Origin of the sequence: Thioclava sp., assembly GCF_048263065.1 — a bacterium.
GTDB lineage: Bacteria > Pseudomonadota > Alphaproteobacteria > Rhodobacterales > Rhodobacteraceae > Thioclava.
The window spans coordinates 1-15,813 of record NZ_JBLXEM010000010.1 but is presented as its reverse complement, the minus strand read 5'-3'; the positions used below and the strand labels follow the sequence as shown (position 1 = coordinate 15,813).

14 protein-coding genes and 2 pseudogenes are annotated in these 15,813 nt (G+C 58.5%); 4 read left to right on the top strand and 12 right to left on the bottom strand.

Annotation, left to right across the window (positions count from 1 at the left end):
- The 4 genes and pseudogenes from ACN0SD_RS13540 to ACN0SD_RS13525 form a co-directional block, all read right to left on the bottom strand.
- A complete protein-coding gene (locus ACN0SD_RS13540) occupies nucleotides 1–669 on the bottom strand; it encodes an amino acid ABC transporter permease (RefSeq protein ID WP_417808765.1) in 669 nt (222 codons plus the stop codon).
- A 650-nt stretch (nucleotides 670–1,319) separates the two neighbouring features.
- Nucleotides 1,320–2,071: pseudogene (locus ACN0SD_RS13535) on the bottom strand (IS6 family transposase).
- The gene (locus tag ACN0SD_RS13530) at nucleotides 2,041–2,487 is read right to left on the bottom strand and encodes a recombinase family protein (protein WP_417808764.1); all 447 of its coding nucleotides are present in this window, start codon (nucleotides 2,485–2,487) and stop codon (nucleotides 2,041–2,043) included. The pseudogene ACN0SD_RS13535 and the gene ACN0SD_RS13530 overlap by 31 nt, the downstream one beginning before the upstream one ends.
- A gap of 158 nt (nucleotides 2,488–2,645) precedes the next feature.
- The gene (locus ACN0SD_RS13525; RefSeq protein ID WP_417808763.1) at nucleotides 2,646–3,440 is read right to left on the bottom strand and encodes an SDR family oxidoreductase; all 795 of its coding nucleotides are present in this window, start codon (nucleotides 3,438–3,440) and stop codon (nucleotides 2,646–2,648) included.
- A gap of 360 nt (nucleotides 3,441–3,800) precedes the next feature.
- Here ACN0SD_RS13525 and ACN0SD_RS13520 point away from each other — a divergent pair, with 360 nt between their 5' ends.
- Both ACN0SD_RS13520 and ACN0SD_RS13515 read left to right on the top strand, forming a co-directional pair.
- Nucleotides 3,801–4,766 (top strand): IS110 family transposase, encoded by a 966-nt coding sequence (locus tag ACN0SD_RS13520; protein WP_417808762.1) that lies wholly within the window; start codon nucleotides 3,801–3,803, stop codon nucleotides 4,764–4,766.
- A 214-nt stretch (nucleotides 4,767–4,980) separates the two neighbouring features.
- A pseudogene (locus tag ACN0SD_RS13515) lies at nucleotides 4,981–5,154 on the top strand (IS6 family transposase); the annotation flags it as partial.
- 176 nt (nucleotides 5,155–5,330) lie between these two features.
- On the opposite strand, the gene ACN0SD_RS13510 reads toward ACN0SD_RS13515, so the two are convergent.
- The 8 genes from ACN0SD_RS13510 to ACN0SD_RS13475 all read right to left on the bottom strand — a co-directional run bounded on the left by ACN0SD_RS13510 (nucleotide 5,331) and on the right by ACN0SD_RS13475 (nucleotide 12,907).
- Complete coding sequence (locus ACN0SD_RS13510; protein ID WP_417808761.1) at nucleotides 5,331–5,624, bottom strand: helix-turn-helix domain-containing protein; 294 nt, start codon at nucleotides 5,622–5,624, stop codon at nucleotides 5,331–5,333.
- Entirely contained in the window at nucleotides 5,621–5,962 is a 342-nt protein-coding gene (locus ACN0SD_RS13505) for a type II toxin-antitoxin system RelE/ParE family toxin (RefSeq protein ID WP_417808760.1), read from the bottom strand. Before ACN0SD_RS13505 ends, ACN0SD_RS13510 begins: the two co-directional genes overlap by 4 nt.
- A gap of 524 nt (nucleotides 5,963–6,486) precedes the next feature.
- A complete protein-coding gene (locus tag ACN0SD_RS13500; protein WP_417808759.1) occupies nucleotides 6,487–8,712 on the bottom strand; it encodes a heavy metal translocating P-type ATPase in 2,226 nt (741 codons plus the stop codon).
- A complete protein-coding gene (locus tag ACN0SD_RS13495; RefSeq protein WP_417808758.1) occupies nucleotides 8,709–9,029 on the bottom strand; it encodes a hypothetical protein in 321 nt (106 codons plus the stop codon). The genes ACN0SD_RS13500 and ACN0SD_RS13495 overlap by 4 nt, the downstream gene beginning before the upstream one ends.
- Nucleotides 9,030–9,033: 4 nt before the next feature.
- Nucleotides 9,034–9,351, bottom strand: a complete 318-nt coding sequence (locus ACN0SD_RS13490) for a hypothetical protein (protein WP_417808757.1) — start codon at nucleotides 9,349–9,351, stop codon at nucleotides 9,034–9,036.
- The gene (locus ACN0SD_RS13485) at nucleotides 9,348–9,530 is read right to left on the bottom strand and encodes a cbb3-type cytochrome oxidase assembly protein (protein ID WP_417808756.1); all 183 of its coding nucleotides are present in this window, start codon (nucleotides 9,528–9,530) and stop codon (nucleotides 9,348–9,350) included. The genes ACN0SD_RS13490 and ACN0SD_RS13485 overlap by 4 nt, the downstream gene beginning before the upstream one ends.
- Nucleotides 9,527–11,479: a c-type cytochrome gene (locus tag ACN0SD_RS13480; RefSeq protein ID WP_417808755.1), complete on the bottom strand. Its 1,953-nt coding sequence runs from the start codon at nucleotides 11,477–11,479 to the stop codon at nucleotides 9,527–9,529. Before ACN0SD_RS13480 ends, ACN0SD_RS13485 begins: the two co-directional genes overlap by 4 nt.
- Before the next feature lie 3 nt (nucleotides 11,480–11,482).
- Nucleotides 11,483–12,907, bottom strand: coding sequence for a cbb3-type cytochrome c oxidase subunit I (locus ACN0SD_RS13475; RefSeq protein WP_417808754.1), 1,425 nt, complete (start codon nucleotides 12,905–12,907; stop codon nucleotides 11,483–11,485).
- 1,010 nt (nucleotides 12,908–13,917) lie between these two features.
- On the opposite strand from ACN0SD_RS13475, the gene ACN0SD_RS13470 reads away from it, so the two are divergent.
- The gene (locus tag ACN0SD_RS13470; RefSeq protein WP_417808753.1) at nucleotides 13,918–14,937 is read left to right on the top strand and encodes an IS1595 family transposase; all 1,020 of its coding nucleotides are present in this window, start codon (nucleotides 13,918–13,920) and stop codon (nucleotides 14,935–14,937) included.
- A 19-nt stretch (nucleotides 14,938–14,956) separates the two neighbouring features.
- Nucleotides 14,957–15,577 carry a class I SAM-dependent methyltransferase gene (locus ACN0SD_RS13465; protein WP_417808752.1) on the top strand — a complete coding sequence of 207 codons (621 nt, stop codon included), beginning with the start codon at nucleotides 14,957–14,959 and terminating at the stop codon, nucleotides 15,575–15,577.
- The last annotated feature ends 236 nt before the right edge of the window (nucleotides 15,578–15,813 follow it).

Here is a 15,813-nt window from a genome sequence, read left to right as displayed (position 1 = left end):
TCAGCGGCTCGCGGGGTAATTGAACAAGGTGTGCTGAACCAGGCGGAACAAGCCCGAGAACAGCAGTGAAAGCACAAGATACATGGCCGTGATGACCAGATAGATCTCAAAGCTCGCAAAAGTTTTTGCGTTCAGATCCGCGCCGGCAGAGGCCAGATCATTGGCCGAAATCGTAGAGACAACCGAGGACGTCAGCATGAGGTAGATGAACTGGCTCGTCATCGCCGGGTAGACGTTGCGCAACGCAGGTTTAAGCACGACATAGCGAAAAATCTGCACCGGCTCGAGCCCAAGCGCACGCCCCGCCTCAACCTGACCATGAGGCACGGACTCGATGCCCGCTCGGGTGATTTCGGTTCCGTAAGCACCGACGTTGATCACAAGGGCGACGAGGGCTGCGACATTTGGATTCAATGCGATGCCCACGGCGGGCAAGCCGAAAAACAAAAAGAAAATTTGGATCAGGAAGGGTGTGTTGCGGATAATTTCAACATAGGCTCCGACAAGGCCGCGTAAGACCTTGTAGCGAGACGTGCGCGCCACCGCACCGAGAACCGAGACGACCAGCCCCAAAATCATCGCGGCAAAAGACAAGCGAACCGTCAGCCAAGCGCCGTATAAAAGCAGGTCAAAGTTGTCGAATACGGGTGTAAAGTTGAAATGGTACACGACGCCTCCCCTGCGTGACCGTCCGAAATCTCCGCTCCTCAACGGACATTTCGGATCATTTAGAACGATCCAATTAGATCGTTCTAAATGTTAATTGGCAAAACAAATTTCCGTGACGGCACACTCTCGCATCCGCGTGAAGGTGGCGCTATGGTCAACTTGGGATATGTCGGCGATCCGCGCCCGCCAAAGCCATTACAAGCGGCCATGTTGCATGGATTAAGCGATGGATACAGTTCCCCCTTTTCCCACAGGATCAGCTGACACGACAAAAGGATTTGTGGGTTTACGCTGATCAACCATAGGCGCAGACCAAAGGCCCGTGGTCTCGGATGTTTTCGCGCAACATTTCCAAGAGGGCGGGATAGCAGCGCAGAAGATAGCTCCAGTGTGCCGTCCGGGCATCGATATCGCAAAAGTCATCGGGGATCTCGCTCGGAACCTCGTGGCTCCCAATGCCTGCTGACGTAAGCGCGAGAGCGAGACGCGCATCCGCAATTGCGAGGGTTTGATCCGTTACATAGAAATCATCATATCCGCCGTAGACCCGACCGCCGATGTCGGCGTCAAAAAGGGCAAGGAAGTCTGTGTGATTTTTAAGGGCTTTGTCAGGTTGCTATGTCGCGACGCGACCAAGATCGGCGTCCCGATCAGGCAGCAATTTCGGCCGCATAGTTTTTCCACAGGCTGAACGCGTCAGCCCGAGATTGGCGGTAGGATGCTGCGGAAAGGCGGTGGCGCTTTGGACGAAAGATGGTGGCGGTCTGATCGTGGACGGATAGAAAACGCTGCGCCTGGTGTGTGGATTTGAAACGACCCATGATCTTTTCTCTTCGTCGTGTGTGTCGATGCGACGCCTCGGATCGGTTGTTCAGCCCCTTGTGGGAACGATGATCGACGCTTGGGCAAAGATCACGGACGGCCACGCCATAACTGCGCAGTTTGTCCACTGCCCGGCAGTGCATTGCGCAGCAATGTCACGAAAGGGTGTCACGAGGACACGTGGCACACCCCATCGCTTCATCAACTTCATCAGGAAACGCTTGGCAGCATGGGCATTTCTGCGGCTTTGTATCAGGACCTCCAGCACGTCTCCGTTGGCGTCGACCGCTCGCCAAAGCCAATGTTTTCGCCCTCGAATTGAAATCACGACCTCGTCGAGGTGCCATTTGTCGCCAGGAACCGGGCGGTTGTGACGGATCTTGGCCGCTATCTGCGTTCCGAACCGTTGGCACCACACTCGGATGCTTTCATACGAAACGATTACGCCCCGCTCGGCCAACAAATCCTCGACATCGCGCAGGCTCAGGGCAAACCGGTGGTACGCCCAAACGGCATAGGAAATGATGGGCCGAGGGAACCGGAAGCCTTTCAGGCGAGGCTGTGAAACTTTGCTGACCATGAGAGATGGCTATGCGTGCAGCCTGGGAGCGTCAATAACCTGACAAAGCCCCTCTCAGATATCCGCTCGCGCTCGAACTGGGCGATAGAAGCGAACACATGAAAGACCAACCGTCCTGCTGGTGTCGTGGTGTCGATGTCTTCTGCCAAGGACCGAAATCCCGCACCTTTTGCGCCGACCGCCTCAACGATGCTCAAGAGGTCCTGTAGGGATCGGCTCAGTCGGTCATATTTGGTCACGACAACCACGTCACCGTCCCGCAACTGCTCGATCATGCGATCCAGCTCAGGGCGGGACTTCTTGGTGCCGGAGATTTTCTCAGCGAAAATGCGATCCGCTCCAATCGCTTCAAGGGCGGTAGTCTGGGCATCAAGGTGCTGATCTTCTGTCGAGACACGCGCGTAGCTGATGATCACTGATATGACCCTTCCAAAAACCTTCAACAACTGGTTGGGTTTTGAACGGGGTTTGTGGCAGCGTCAATCGGGGTGGTTTGCGCATGTGCCAAAAAGGAGGGTTTTTGGAGCCGGAATTGCGTGAGAGCAGGGATGAGACATTCCCCGCCCTCGGTTTTTCAGCTACCGGGTGTAGCCGCCGATCCCGCAAGGATACCTCCATCAACGGTGAGTTCTGCTCCGGTCATGTAGGCGGCATCATCAGATGCCAATAGGACAGCAATCGCGGCGACTTCTTCCGGCTCTCCAAAACGCCGCATAGGCGTATCAGCAACCATCACAGCCTCACGTTCCGCCCGATCAGGACCAGTGCCGAGCATCGGCTCCCACATCGGGGTCATGATCGCCGCTGGGTGGATTGAATTGCAGCGGATATTCAGACCTTGGCCCGCGCAATACAGCGCCACGCTTTTTGTATGATTTCGTATCGCGGCTTTGGATGACGCATAGGCCACGGCCATTGGTATCCCGACAAGCCCCGAGCGCGACGAGATATTGATGATAGAGCCAGCGCCCTTTTCGCGCATTGCGCGAATTGCATAGCGACAACCGAGAAATGTGCCGTCAAGGTTTACGGCGTGGACAGCGTGCCAGTCTGCAAGCTGAGCGTTTTCAGGGTCGTGTGCGGGTGGTGTGCCGTCGAACGGACCTTCCAGACCTGTGACACCCGCATTATTCACAACCACATCAAGTGTTGGAAATTGTTCCGCGATAGCGGTCCAGTCTGCCTCCGAAGCAACGTCGAGGCGGGCGAAGATCGCGCCGATTGCATCAGCGGTCGCTTGACCACCTTCAACATTTATATCGGTCACAATAACCTCTGCACCTTCATTCACGAATGCACGGGCAATGGCCGCGCCAATACCGCGTGCGGCACCGGTCACGAGGGCGGTTTTTTCAGTTAGTTTAGGCATAGGGTTTCCTTTGGGGAATTGAAGACGGATTTCGAGCGCCGTTCATCTGAAGCGGTGCGCTCGTCAAAGGCGGTTAGCCGGATTACCGGTGGCGCTTGTCCATCGTCATTCACTCCCAAGTTGGTATTAACACCATATTTGCCGCTGATCGAACATTCAAGAAGGGCCGGAAGCTACCATTCAAGCCTTCCAAAAACCACATGGTGTGATTGCGGCGGCCGCTCTCCGGTGGCGAACGAGGTCCGGTATACTGGCCTCATGGAAACAAGCCGTGAGGAGAACGACCATGACGTATTATGCAGGATTAGACGTATCGCTCAAAGAAGTTTCGATCTGTGTTGTTGATGACGACGGAGAGGTGTGGCGCAGGGTAGCGCGCCAGCTGATCCTGAAGGGGTGGCAGGTTGGCTCAGGAACCGATCTCTGGCCCCAAAGCGGATCGTGCATGAAAGCGGTCAGCTTTCGATCTGGTTGCAGCGTGGAATGGTGCAATTAGGTTTGCCCGCAATCTGCATTGATGCCCGCAGGGCCCACAAAAGCCTGTCTGCACGCTTGAACAAATCCGACAGCGCCGATGCGGAAGGTCTCGCGCAGCTGGCGCGGATGAACTGGTTCACCCCTGTTCATATCCGCAGCGAAGAGTCGGACCGGTTGCGGGCGCTGGTCGGAGGGCGGGAACGCCTGATCCGATTGCGCAAGGATCTGGAAGGCCACATCCGAGGCGTCCTGAAGACTTTTGGCATCCGCATGACTGGGATCGGTCAGGCACAGCAAAGACAGGGTTTTCGCGATCAATTGGCCGCAGCTGGCGAAACTGATCCGGTGCTGCGCACCATCGCAGACGGGTTCATCGCTGCCCACATCACGCTCTGCAAAGCGACTGCTGACTTTGATCGCGCGTTGAAGGCAAAGTCCAAAAGCAATCCGATCACGCGCCGCCTCATGACCATTCCAGGCGTTGGTCCCATTGTGTCGCTCAGCTTTGTAGCACTCGTCGATAACCCTGATCGGTTCAGCAAAACCTCTGATGTAGGGGCATTCCTTGGCCTGACGTCGAGGCGACACCAATCCGGTGAAATGGATTGGTCTGGCCGTGTCTCGAAGTGCGGCGATGCCACGATGCGCGGACTTTTGTTTGAATCCGGATCCAGCGTGATGAGACAGGTGAAGCGCTTCTCGACGTTGAAATCCTGGGCTGTCCGCTTGGCTGCGCGTCGCGGGTTCCGCAAGGCCGCCGTCGCCACGGCCCGCAAGATCGCTGTTTTGATGCTGACACTCTGGAAATCAGGAAACGACTACCAATGGACACAAGAGGCTACTGCCTGAACTGAATTCTCGCCCGACGGGTGGGAAGCGAAGTCCCAACGGGACGGAGGTTGATCGATCTCGTAAAAACGGTTGGGACGGGGCAACTGCCGCGTAATCCGCAAACCACATTGGAGACGATCCACCACCGAAAACCATCATGAGGCGCAATACGCGACCTCGGAGAGAACCATGACCCCGGACGGACAAATCGCTAACCCGCTTGACAAGGCCGCAAACAGAGAACCGATTTATCAAACGGGTCACTCACCCTATGATGGGCTTCAAAGCATTCCATTCGGCCGCCGCGACCATTGCCGGGATCGAGACCGCCCACATGATCCGAAAGGGCAAGATCCCGGCGAAAGGCGCAACCGCCTTTCAGATCTTCGCGGAGATCGCAGCGTAGTCATGTCCAGAATTCGGCTCAACGATCCCTATAAAAAAGTTTGCGACGGAACCCTTTTGCCCACTCCCGTCCCAGGGTTTGATCGCCACCCCCGGTTCGGGCATCACCGAGAACATCGTCGACAAGGCCCGCAAGCTCTGGGTCCGCATCAAGAGGATCGGGGCTTAGGCCCCGGTTCACGCACCGCGCAGCAGATCTTGCACCACGGATGGTTTTTTGGCGATCAATGCCAGCAGAACCTGGGCCGGGCCCGTCGGGTGCCTGCGCCCATGTTCCCAGTTCAAGAGCGTGCCTTTTGCCACTCCGATGCTCTTAGCGAACTCGGCTTGGGATAGACCCGTCCTTTGACGAACATCGGCCACGTCGACTTCAGCAACGGACACTTCATGCACCTTGGCTCCGGCCAGATCGCCATTCGCGAAGGTCAGCGCCTCTTCTAGGCCCTTGGATACGGATTCGAATGCACTCATGTTGCGTCTCCATATTTCGCGACGAGCGCCTTGCTCATCTCTACCGCAGCGGCCTGTTCGGTCTTCGACAGATTGGCCCTCACGTTCTTGGCAAAGACCGTGATCAGGAAGATCGGCATATGGGTCCCGCCAAAAACATACACCGTTCTAAATCCGCCACTCTTGCCGCCCCCCTCTCTTGGGATGCGGACCTTGCGCAACCCGCCACCAAGAGAGACGCCAGCCTCCGGATTGGTAGCAATAAAGTCGATCGCAGCCTCGCGTTCTTTGTCCGACATGATAGTCTTGGCCCGTCTTTGAAATTCGGGCAGTTCGACTACTGTCTGCAATCGTGTCATCTCTCGTCCCATATAGGTTTCAATGGCGTGTATGTCAATGACGTATAGATTGCGGTCGAGAAGGGCAAGATGACTTTTGATGCGTGAACCAACCAGCCTTCGTTTTCACTACGTTTTCGCTTACGCCCGTGCAACAAAGCCGCCCTACACACCCCGGGACTGTGAGACGAGTTTCGAGAAGTTGGATGCACGAACACAAAAGCGCGGGAAAATGCGCGCTCGCACATCAAGGGAAAATGTGGGCAACCCGATTGCGCCATGACCATCTGTGCGGAATTGACCATCATAATCGGGGACGAGCGTCGACATGAAAGGCCCAAACCAGACCTTCTAGGTAGAAGTCAGCGCCGCAGTGCGCCTTCACCGAACCGGCCTAGAAAGACCTTGCAATACCAGACACCAGCCGAGAAATCTGAACAGTGTGTTGCGACGATCCGTTGAATTCGCAGTGGGGAACTGCCGTGCGGCAAATGGAGACGAATGTCTGTTTTCTACGTACCGCACGTTTATGCGTCGCCGCAAACCTACCGCAATGAGTTTCCGACCACGATCAGGCTGCTGGCGGCCATGGCTGCGGCTGCGATGCTTGGGCTGATTAATCCAGTGGCGGCCAAAGGTACCATCACAATGTTGTAAGAGAACGCCCAGAACAGGTTTTGTCGGATCACTGCGCGCGTCCGGCGGCTTTGGTTCAGAAACCACGGCACCAGGGTCAGGTCGCGGCGCATCAGGACGACATCCGAGGTCTGGCCGGCCACATCGCTGCCACTTCCCATGGCCATACTGAGATCCGCCGCCGCAAGGGCGGGGGCATCGTTGACGCCGTCGCCCACCATGGCGATGTCTTCACCCGCTTTCTTCCAAGCCCTGATCCGATCCGCTTTCGCCTCCGGCGTCAGAGCCGCCTCGCTGTCTTCCAGGCCAAGCGAGCGGCCAATCGCGTCCACCGTGCGTTTTCCGTCGCCAGAGAGCATCACCGAGGCGATGCCCGCCTTTGTCAGGGTCGCGATTGCCGCGCTGGTGGTCGGATCGATTTCGTCGCTCAGGGCGATGAACCCCAGCATTTTCGCATTGCGACCGACCCAAACCACGGTTTGTCCGTCGTCGGCGCGCTGATCGGCCTCGGTTATCATATGCGGTGCAGGGACCGCCCCGACATGCGCCATCCTTCCGACCGATATGCGTCCGCCCAACGGGCCGCGAACCTCGCCACTCACGCCAACGCCCTGCGCCGCCCGAAAGTCATTGGCGTCCCCTGCGCCAAGGTCCGAGGCCGCGATCGCCGCTGCCAGCGGGTGTGCAGAAGACCTCTCGACCGCTGCGGCCAGCGACAGCATCTGGCCCGCTGACAGGTCACTGGCCGGGTCGGCCTGGACATGGGTGACAGTCATCTTGCCGGCGGTGAGCGTGCCGGTCTTGTCAAACGCCACGCGCCGCACTTTCGCGGCCGTTTCAAGCGCCGTCGGGTTGCGCACCAGCAGACCTTTCTCGGCTGTGCGCCCCAAAGCGGTGCCAATCGCGAACGGGGTGGCAAGGCCGAGCGCGCAGGGGCAGGCCACGACGAGTACAGCCACTGCTGAGACCAGCCCTTGGGACAGGTCGTGATCCAGAACGGTCCACACCAGCAGAACCAGCCCCGCAATGCCTAGTATCGAGAAAGCGAACCATGCCGATACGCGATCCGCCAGACGCTGGACCGGAGGCTTCGTCTCCAGGGTCCGTTCAACGATGGCCGTGATGCGCGCAAGACGGGTATCGGCCGGCGCGGCAGTGACCCGGCAAACGAGTGCGCCGTCGACCAACTGCGATCCCGCGAAAACCTTGTCGCCGGGGTGTCTTGCGATGGGACGCGGCTCTCCGCTCAACATCGCCTCATCGATTGCGCCCTGACCCGAGATCACCTCGGCATCCGCCGAAATCCGCTCGCCAGCCCGCACCATGATCTTATCGTCAAGGACAAGCGCCGTCGCCTGAACCGTTTGCCAAGTCTCGTCGCGTTGCCGTTGCGCCGTCTCGGGCTGAAGGCGCAACAGGCCGCGAATGCCCTTGCGGGCATGATCGCCGCCCAGCGTCTCGACATAGCGGCCGATGCCGACGAAGACCGTGATCATCACTACCGAGTCGAAATAGACCTCGCCGCCGCCGTTCAGGGTGAACCAGACGCTGTAGCCGTAGGCCGACAGGGTGCCGAGGCTGACCAGCGTGTCCATAGTCGCGGAGCGGGCGCGCGTGGCGCGGATCGCGCCCCGAAGGAACGTCAGCCCGCCGTAAAACAGCACCGGGGTGGTCAGGAACCACGCCAAGTATTGAACCGATCTGATATCGGGCGCATCGAAGTTGCCGTTTGCATAGGCAGGATAAAGATGTACGAGAGTCAGCAGCATCACCTGCATGCCAAAAGCCATCGCCGCGATCAACTGCAACAGAGAGTAGGGTCGACGGGTGCCGGGACGAGTGGGGCTATCGCCGCCGATGACCTGCGCGGTGTAGCCGAGCTGGCTGGCGCTGTGCGTCACGGTCGCCGGATCGGTCACGGCGGGATCATAAGTCAGCCACCCGCGTTCCGAGGCAAAGCTGACCTCGGCGGCCCGCACGCCCGGCTGGTCGCGCAACAACCGTTCCGCTGTCTGTGCGCAGCCGGCACAGTTCATGCCCTCGATATGGTAATAAACGGTCTTGTATCGCGCCCGTCCGCGTGTCGCGCCTTCCGGGTCGATCGGGGTATCGGCGGGATGACCCGTCGCCGTCATGGCACCTCCTCGAAACTGTGGCTGGAGATACCCTTTCCGGTTACAAAATCGACGAACTCGGTCAGCGTCTTTTCTTCCATGACCTGCGAACTGCGGTGCGCCACCAGATCGTCCCAGTCTTGCCAGACGCTTTGAAACACCACCCGCGTCGGCTCGCCGCTATCGATGGAAAACATCGCCCGCGACGTGACGTAGCCTGTCTCGTTGGGCAGGAGCGCGCGCAGATAGCCGATCACCCGTTCCAGCGACGCGCCGATCTTCAGATCGCCCACCCGGTCCGGCGCGAGCTCAAAGCTGACTTGATGGACATATGCCATTAATCTAGCCCCCCGATCCGGTCGTCCAGTTCAGCAGGATGTATCCAAGCCACCAGAGCAAGACCACCGGGATCGCCAGCTTGACGACGGGCGGCACGCTTCCGCCAGCCTCTTCGATCTCATTTGAAAAAGTGTCGATGTATCCATCGGGGCCAATTTCTTCATGTCCAGTCTCGTCCGCTTTCAGGCGGTGGCCATGGCTGGCCGGCTTGCGCCGACCGGACTGTGGCAGCGCCAGCGCCAGTGCAAAGGCCGCGAGAACAACGATGCTGGCGATCACCCAGACGATCTCTCCCCAGCCCTCAACGATATTTCCGGTCATTGTTTGCCTCCTTTGCGGTCGGGCCAAGGTTCGGGTTCGCGATCTTCGAGCATGCGAAACTTTGGCTCTTCGGGGTTGCGGAACTGGCCGTGCCGCCAGCCCCAGTAGAACAGGCCGACCGCAACAAGCGCGACGAAGATCATGAACGCGACCTTAATCCAGAGACCGAAGAGCATCATGGCTTGGCCCCCAGAGCTGCACCGGCAAGGCTTTGCACGTAAGCTGTGACGTTCCAAAGATCCTCGTTGCTCATATTCTGCTTGAAGCCCGGCATGATGCCGTGCGGAACGCCGCTGCGCACCTTCGAGAATATCTGATCGAAGCTCAGCGCGGGGGTGAAAGCGGGTGGTGCGGCCGACGGCCCGTTCATCAGGCCCGGCGCGTCGCCCTTGCCGCTATCGCCATGGCAGGCCGCGCATTTGGCGGCGTAGACGGCCTTGCCAAGGTCGGCCGAAATGATTTTGCCACTGCCGGTCCAGTCGCTCTTGCTGAGTGTCACCACATCCGCTGGAACCGCCGCCGACGCATCCGTGACCTGCAACGGCACTCCGGCCACAAAGGCCTGCTGGACATACTTGATCACATCCCAACGGTCCTCGACCGACAGCACCTCGCCCCAGCTTGGCATCGCTGTGCCCATAATCCCGAAGGTGACTTTAGCGAACATCATCGCGTCGAGCTTCTGGTCGATCGGCGTTCCGACCATCTGGCGATAGTCTGCGGGCTTGATGGCAAGGTACTGGCCTTGCGGGCCATTGCCGTCGCCAGCCAGACCGTGGCAACTGGAGCAACGGGTCAGGAAAATCTGCTTGCCACGCTCGAACGAGGCTGCGGCCGGCATGGCCTGTTTCGTGTAGATGTTCGGGAAGTTGAAATCCGACCCCTTTGCGGGTTTGTCGAGCGGCTTTTCTGTCTGGGTGAACAAGGAGCGAATGTAGTGGACCAGCTTCCAGCGGTCCTCCTCGGAATACTGCCCTTTCCAGTCCGGCATGGCGCTCCACGGCAGGCCCTCGCTGATGCGCCAAAAATAGTCGGCATCATGGTAGGAGGGATTGGCGAGCGTGCCGTAGCTGCCATCGCTGAAGTCGGGCGGGGGTGGTTGCAGGCCCGCCGCATAGATCCCGCCACCGCTGCCGTCATAGCCGTGGCAGATGGAGCACTCGCGGGTAAAGATGTGTTTGGCATCCTCCAGAACCTGAATCCTCAACGGGACGGGGTTGGTCAGCCCGGCATAGGCACCGGTCGGGTCGCCCTCGTCTGGGTCGCGCATGATCGGCTCGGCGAAGATCTGCTTGATGTAGCGGATCACCTTCCAGCGCTGCTCGACCGTCAGCGCGTTTTTCCACGGTGGCATCACGGTGCCAGGCACTCCTTCCGAGACATGCCAGAACCACTGGTCATCGGGCATCGATCGGAAGGGTTCCTGCTTGAAGTTGGCAGGGGTGACGATCAGGGTGCCCGCATAGGTTCCCAGGCCGTTGCCAGATTGCCCATGGCAAGTCAGGCAGTTGGCCACGTAGATCTCCTTGCCCTCCTGCAACCCGGCGTTCTGCCAAGCCTCCCAACCCTGCGGTGCGGGGTTCTGGCCCGTGGTCGGTGTCATCGGCGGATAGGGTAGCGGATCGGTCAGACCGGCATATTCCGGCGGCGGGGTGATCATGTTTTCGGCAGCGACCCGGTTGCCGAGCGCGAACAGATAGGTGGCGATTGCTTTCAGATCGTCATCGGGCAGAAAGTCGTAGCTTGGCATGATCGACATCGGCGAGTATTTCCGCGGATCCTTCAAATGGGCGATCTCCCAGGCCTCGCTGCGCTTGCGTCCAAGATAAGACAGGTCGGGACCGGTCCGCTCCGATCCGAGGATCAGCGGATTGTCATAGACATAGTTCCCGGCCTGCGACACCGGCCCCATCGCCGTATCCGAGGCGCGGACATATTGCGTATGACAATAGTTGCAGCCGTTGGAATAAAAGAGCTTCCGGCCCCTTTCCTGTTCGGGCGTGTAGGGGTGGGCAACCAGCGTCGGCTCGGGGTTCCAGACCAGCGTCGGCACGAAGACGACCACCGACACGACGGCGAAGAAGACGAAGATCGCGCCAAAGACGATCGTAGGGAAGGACATTTTCATGGCTCAGACCCCCGCCCGCACGGGTATGGGCTGCGGCACCGGTGGACGCCCCACCGCTTTGCGGCCGATCACGGTGGCGAAGATGTTCCAGGCGAAGACCAGCACGCTCAGAACGATCACCGCGCCACCGATGGCCCGGAGCGCCATGTAGGGTCGCAGGCCGGGTAGTACGCTCCAGACCGGTAGGCCCTGGTTGACCCAGGCCGTGCCCTGAACCAACCCGGTCAGCACGAAGCCACCAAAGAAAGCCGCAAAACCGACCAGATAGAGGCTGTATTGGACGTTGGCGAGCGTGCGGTTGTGCAGGCGGCAATCGTAGATGCGCGGCAAGGTGTAATACATTCCGCCCATCACCACGGAGCCTGCGAAGAACAACAGGCCCAGGTGGGAGTGCGCCGGCACATATTGGGTGAAATGCGTCAGGTCGTTGATGGCGCGGAAGGCCTGATGCGTGCCTTGGAACGATGTGAGGATATAGGCGAACCAGCCGGTCAGCACGAACCGTAGCGGGATTGACGAGAAGAACCGGTTCCAGTTGCCGCGCATCGTCAGATAGATGTTCATCATGAAGGCAATGACCGGCAGCAGCATGCCTATGCTGTCGGCCACTGCAATTGTCTTCAGCCAATACGGGATCGGCGCCCACAGAAGGTGATGGCCACCGACGCCTGTATAAAAGAACGCGATCCCCCAGAACGCGAACAGCGACAATACATGACTGTAAAGCGGAGTATTGGTTTCTCTGGGGACGATGTAATAGATCACTGGCAGCAGTCCGGTCGTGAACCAGAGCCCCAACACGTTATGTCCATAGAACCAGCCGACGATCGAGTCGTTGATGCCTGTCAGAGCGCCGGTTGGCGGGTTCCACATCACATTGCCGATGAAATAGAGCATTGGCATCCAGATCACGCTGCCGATGATATACCACATCGAGACATAGAACTTCTGCTCGGTCCGGTGGGCCACGGTCATGTAGATGTTGGTCATGTTCAGGATCAGAACCAGAACCACCGCGACGTCGATGCCCCAGACCAGTTCCGCGTATTCGCGACTCTGCGTATAACCGTTGAGCAGCGCCACGATTCCGATAAGCATCGCCCCGTTCCACAGGATCACGCAAAGGTGGCCAAGCGGCTCGCTCCAGAGCCGGCGCCCGGTCAGGCGCGGCACGATGTACAGCCAGATGCCCATCATTCCGCCCGATAGGAAGGCAAACATCACTGTGCTGGTATGGGCTTGCCGCAGACGACCGAAGACGAGCCAAGACATCCCGCGCGCAATGTCCGGAAAGACCAGTTCCAGCGCCAGAACGAGCCCCATCAGTACCCCGATGACCAGCCAGACGGTTGCGGAAAGCATGAAGAAGGCGCTGGCGCTGTCTGGTATTTTGAACATGCCTTCTCCCCCCAATGTCAGTTTTGCCATGGAAATACTCTCCATTAGAAATATGCATTACTGAGTCGTGACTTTACGTTAACATGATATCTTCGAACCCATATTCACTTTTCAATCTTCACCTTAGCAGGGTGTTGGTTCAGAACGGGCTGTCGGCCAATGCCCCACATGGCAATACCGTTCACCGTAATGACTCTTCCAGACACGATGCATCTTCCCCTGAAATGCGTGTCGCGCCATGACTTCCAGCATTGTCCTGGATGTGTGGAGAAAACGCCCGATCTGGTTCTTCGCCATTGGCGCTTAGCCTGGTCACTGACATGCGGAACCTGTGGTCTAGCCCTTGCGACGAAATATCCGGCGGAAAGCCTGTCACACCGGCTTCTAATGCGCGCCGCTTGCGGTGCGGAAGTCCTTCAATCCGCAGTAGCCAACAAGGATCTCAGGAAGGTGCGCCGTATGGATTTAACCGTGCACGTCACGAACGTACTGGGCATCGGTCATTTGGAGTCGCTCACTTCCGGGAACGAGCGCGAAAGGTTGATGGCGCTTGCCGCAGTCAGTGTCGGCACAACCCGTCCTTTGTTGGGCTCCGCCATCATTCTGCGTGGAAACGACCGGCCGGTCTGGGAGTTGCGCCGCGTCTTTCCCCAGCACAGACGGGTGATTGAGAGGATCCGTGTGTTGTCGCGGGACCTTGATCGGCGGCTTCCGGGACAATCGGAAACTAGGCACCTGACTAGGCAGGAAACACATGGAATGAGCCATCCCAGTGCATCCGCGAGTGCTCTGAAAGCAGCTCGTCAGGCCATATCCGAGCTCGGCCCCGACGCAAATCGTCAAGCGCTGTTGGCGCGTGCCGATGCAATCTGGAGGCGCTCAACTAGTGTCAAATCCTGAGGTATGTTGCCTGTGGATATATGGTAATTAGGGGTACAGAACCGCCCCAAAAAGTTTAGACATGTCACTAAACTGTGTTGGTAGCCTTCTTTCTGGCGAAATCAGCCAATATTGCCTTCCCCGAACTAAAAGGAAGGCAGATGAGCAAATCCGGCAAAACAGCCATTACCCCTAAGTCGTTTAGGTCCCTCCTGGACAGACTGCCACAGTTGAATGCGAGCCAAATTGAGGACCTGCTGACGAGCGCGATGGAGATCCGTCGGACCCGCGCATCGTTGGCGGAAATCGAAGCGCGAGCAGAGCACGAATGCAAGTGTCCGCATTGCGGTGGCGAGCATCGGCAAAGGTGGGGACAGACACGAACAGGCGTTCAGCGATACCGGTGCTCTGCTTGCCTGAGGACCTTCTCCGGCCTCACTGGCACTGTCATGTGTGGGGTGCATCGCCACGACCTGTTTTTCGAGGCCATCCTGGACTTGTTCTCGGACACCCCGCAGTCCTGCCGGAAGCTGGCTCGCCGGCTGGGGAAGACCAAGGACACGACCTGGCGTTGGAGAATGATCGTTCTGGAGGCTGTAGGCGTCGCCTCCGACGATGCCTTCAGTGGCATTGTCGAGATAGACGAAACTCATCAACGCGAGAGCCGCAAAGGTTCACAGGAATGGGCGCTGCACCTGAGGAATCCGCTCCAGTATCCGCGCCCGCCCCGCCATCAGTGGTATGTCTACAAGAGCGGAAGGGTGAAGATGCAGAGAGGGTTGTCGCGGTGGCAAATTCCGCTTCTCACAATCACCGACCGCTCCGGCAAGCAATATCTGGAAAGGATCAAAAACCGCAGTATTCCCGTCATCGACGCGGCGCTTTCGCCCGTGGTTGCGACAGATGCGATTCTTTGCACCGACGGTGCGGCGGCCTATGCCCGCTTCACCAAGAAGAACACCTTGAACCATCATGTTCTCAGCAACAAGCCAGGCAAACGGGTCGCGCAGAAAGCATTTCACATCCAGAATGTGAACGCGTTACACTCCCGCTACAACGACTTCATGGGGCCTTTCAAAGGCCCGGCGTCGAAGTATCTGGGGCGTTACCTGCGTTGGTTTCTACTCCGGTCGAAGATGGACGGCGGAGCAGTCTTTCGAAGGGTGCTTTCGCCGCAATAAGTTGGTAGGGCGTGGAGACATGACGGTCGGCAGAAAGGCACACTGGGACACCGTCTATGGTGAGAAATCCGAGGCCCAGTTGAGTTGGCATCAGGATGATCCACGGGCTTCGCTCGAACTGATCGAGATGGCTGGCGCAACTGCGAATTCATCAGTCATCGACATTGGCGGAGGGGCCTCCCGCCTTGCGGGCACTCTGCTCGCGATGGGACTTCACGATATCACAGTCCTCGATCTATCGCAGGTCGCCCTGGATGTAGCCCGGGACCGGCTGGGACAAGCCGGTGAGGCAGTGAAATGGATTTCGGCAGACATCACCACTTGGGCCCCTGATCGCCATTACGACCTGTGGCACGATAGGGCAGTGTTCCATTTCCTCGTCGATGCGGCGGAGCGGGCGGCCTATCTGGAAAGCCTCGCGCGCGGGGTGAGCATCGGCGGCCATGCGATCATTGCCACCTTTGCGCCAGATGGGCCGGAGAAGTGCAGTGGCCTCCCGGTCGCCCGATATAGGCCAAGCGACCTCGCCGAGCTACTTGGAGAGAGTTTCGAACTCGTGGCGTATCGCCACCACCTGCATCAAACTCCCTCGGGAAAAAGCCAGTCCTTCCAGTTCAGTCTTTTCCGCCGCTTCCGCTGAAGCCGCAGATGCAACTGGTCGTGAGCCGACCTGCCCAACACGCTTTCGAGACATGGCTAAAAGTTTCGAATCCGCAACATCGGACTAATTAGGGTACAGTGACAGCGACGACAGCAAAAACCAATGTTGAGAAGGTCGTGCAGAGGGTCATTTCCGTCGTGAGCAGAACGCCCCTTGGTGCCGAGTTGGCTTGGGAGTTGAAGGTCCCGAAGGCTCTTTGCGTTGCCCTTGACCCA

Excerpts from the sequence above, each read along its gene's own strand:
- ACN0SD_RS13525 (WP_417808763.1), bottom strand. The coding sequence starts at position 3,440 with ATGCCTAAACTAACTGAAAAAACCGCCCTCGTGACCGGTGCCGCACGC.
- ACN0SD_RS13510 (WP_417808761.1), bottom strand. The coding sequence starts at position 5,624 with ATGAGTGCATTCGAATCCGTATCCAAGGGCCTAGAAGAGGCGCTGACC.
- ACN0SD_RS13505 (WP_417808760.1), bottom strand. The coding sequence starts at position 5,962 with ATGACACGATTGCAGACAGTAGTCGAACTGCCCGAATTTCAAAGACGG.
- ACN0SD_RS13500 (WP_417808759.1), bottom strand. The coding sequence starts at position 8,712 with ATGACGGCGACGGGTCATCCCGCCGATACCCCGATCGACCCGGAAGGC.
- ACN0SD_RS13495 (WP_417808758.1), bottom strand. The coding sequence starts at position 9,029 with ATGGCATATGTCCATCAAGTCAGCTTTGAGCTCGCGCCGGACCGGGTG.
- ACN0SD_RS13490 (WP_417808757.1), bottom strand. The coding sequence starts at position 9,351 with ATGACCGGAAATATCGTTGAGGGCTGGGGAGAGATCGTCTGGGTGATC.
- ACN0SD_RS13485 (WP_417808756.1), bottom strand. The coding sequence starts at position 9,530 with ATGATGCTCTTCGGTCTCTGGATTAAGGTCGCGTTCATGATCTTCGTC.
- ACN0SD_RS13480 (WP_417808755.1), bottom strand. The coding sequence starts at position 11,479 with ATGAAAATGTCCTTCCCTACGATCGTCTTTGGCGCGATCTTCGTCTTC.
- ACN0SD_RS13475 (WP_417808754.1), bottom strand. The coding sequence starts at position 12,907 with ATGGCAAAACTGACATTGGGGGGAGAAGGCATGTTCAAAATACCAGAC.
- ACN0SD_RS13470 (WP_417808753.1), top strand. The coding sequence starts at position 13,918 with ATGAGCAAATCCGGCAAAACAGCCATTACCCCTAAGTCGTTTAGGTCC.
- ACN0SD_RS13465 (WP_417808752.1), top strand. The coding sequence starts at position 14,957 with ATGACGGTCGGCAGAAAGGCACACTGGGACACCGTCTATGGTGAGAAA.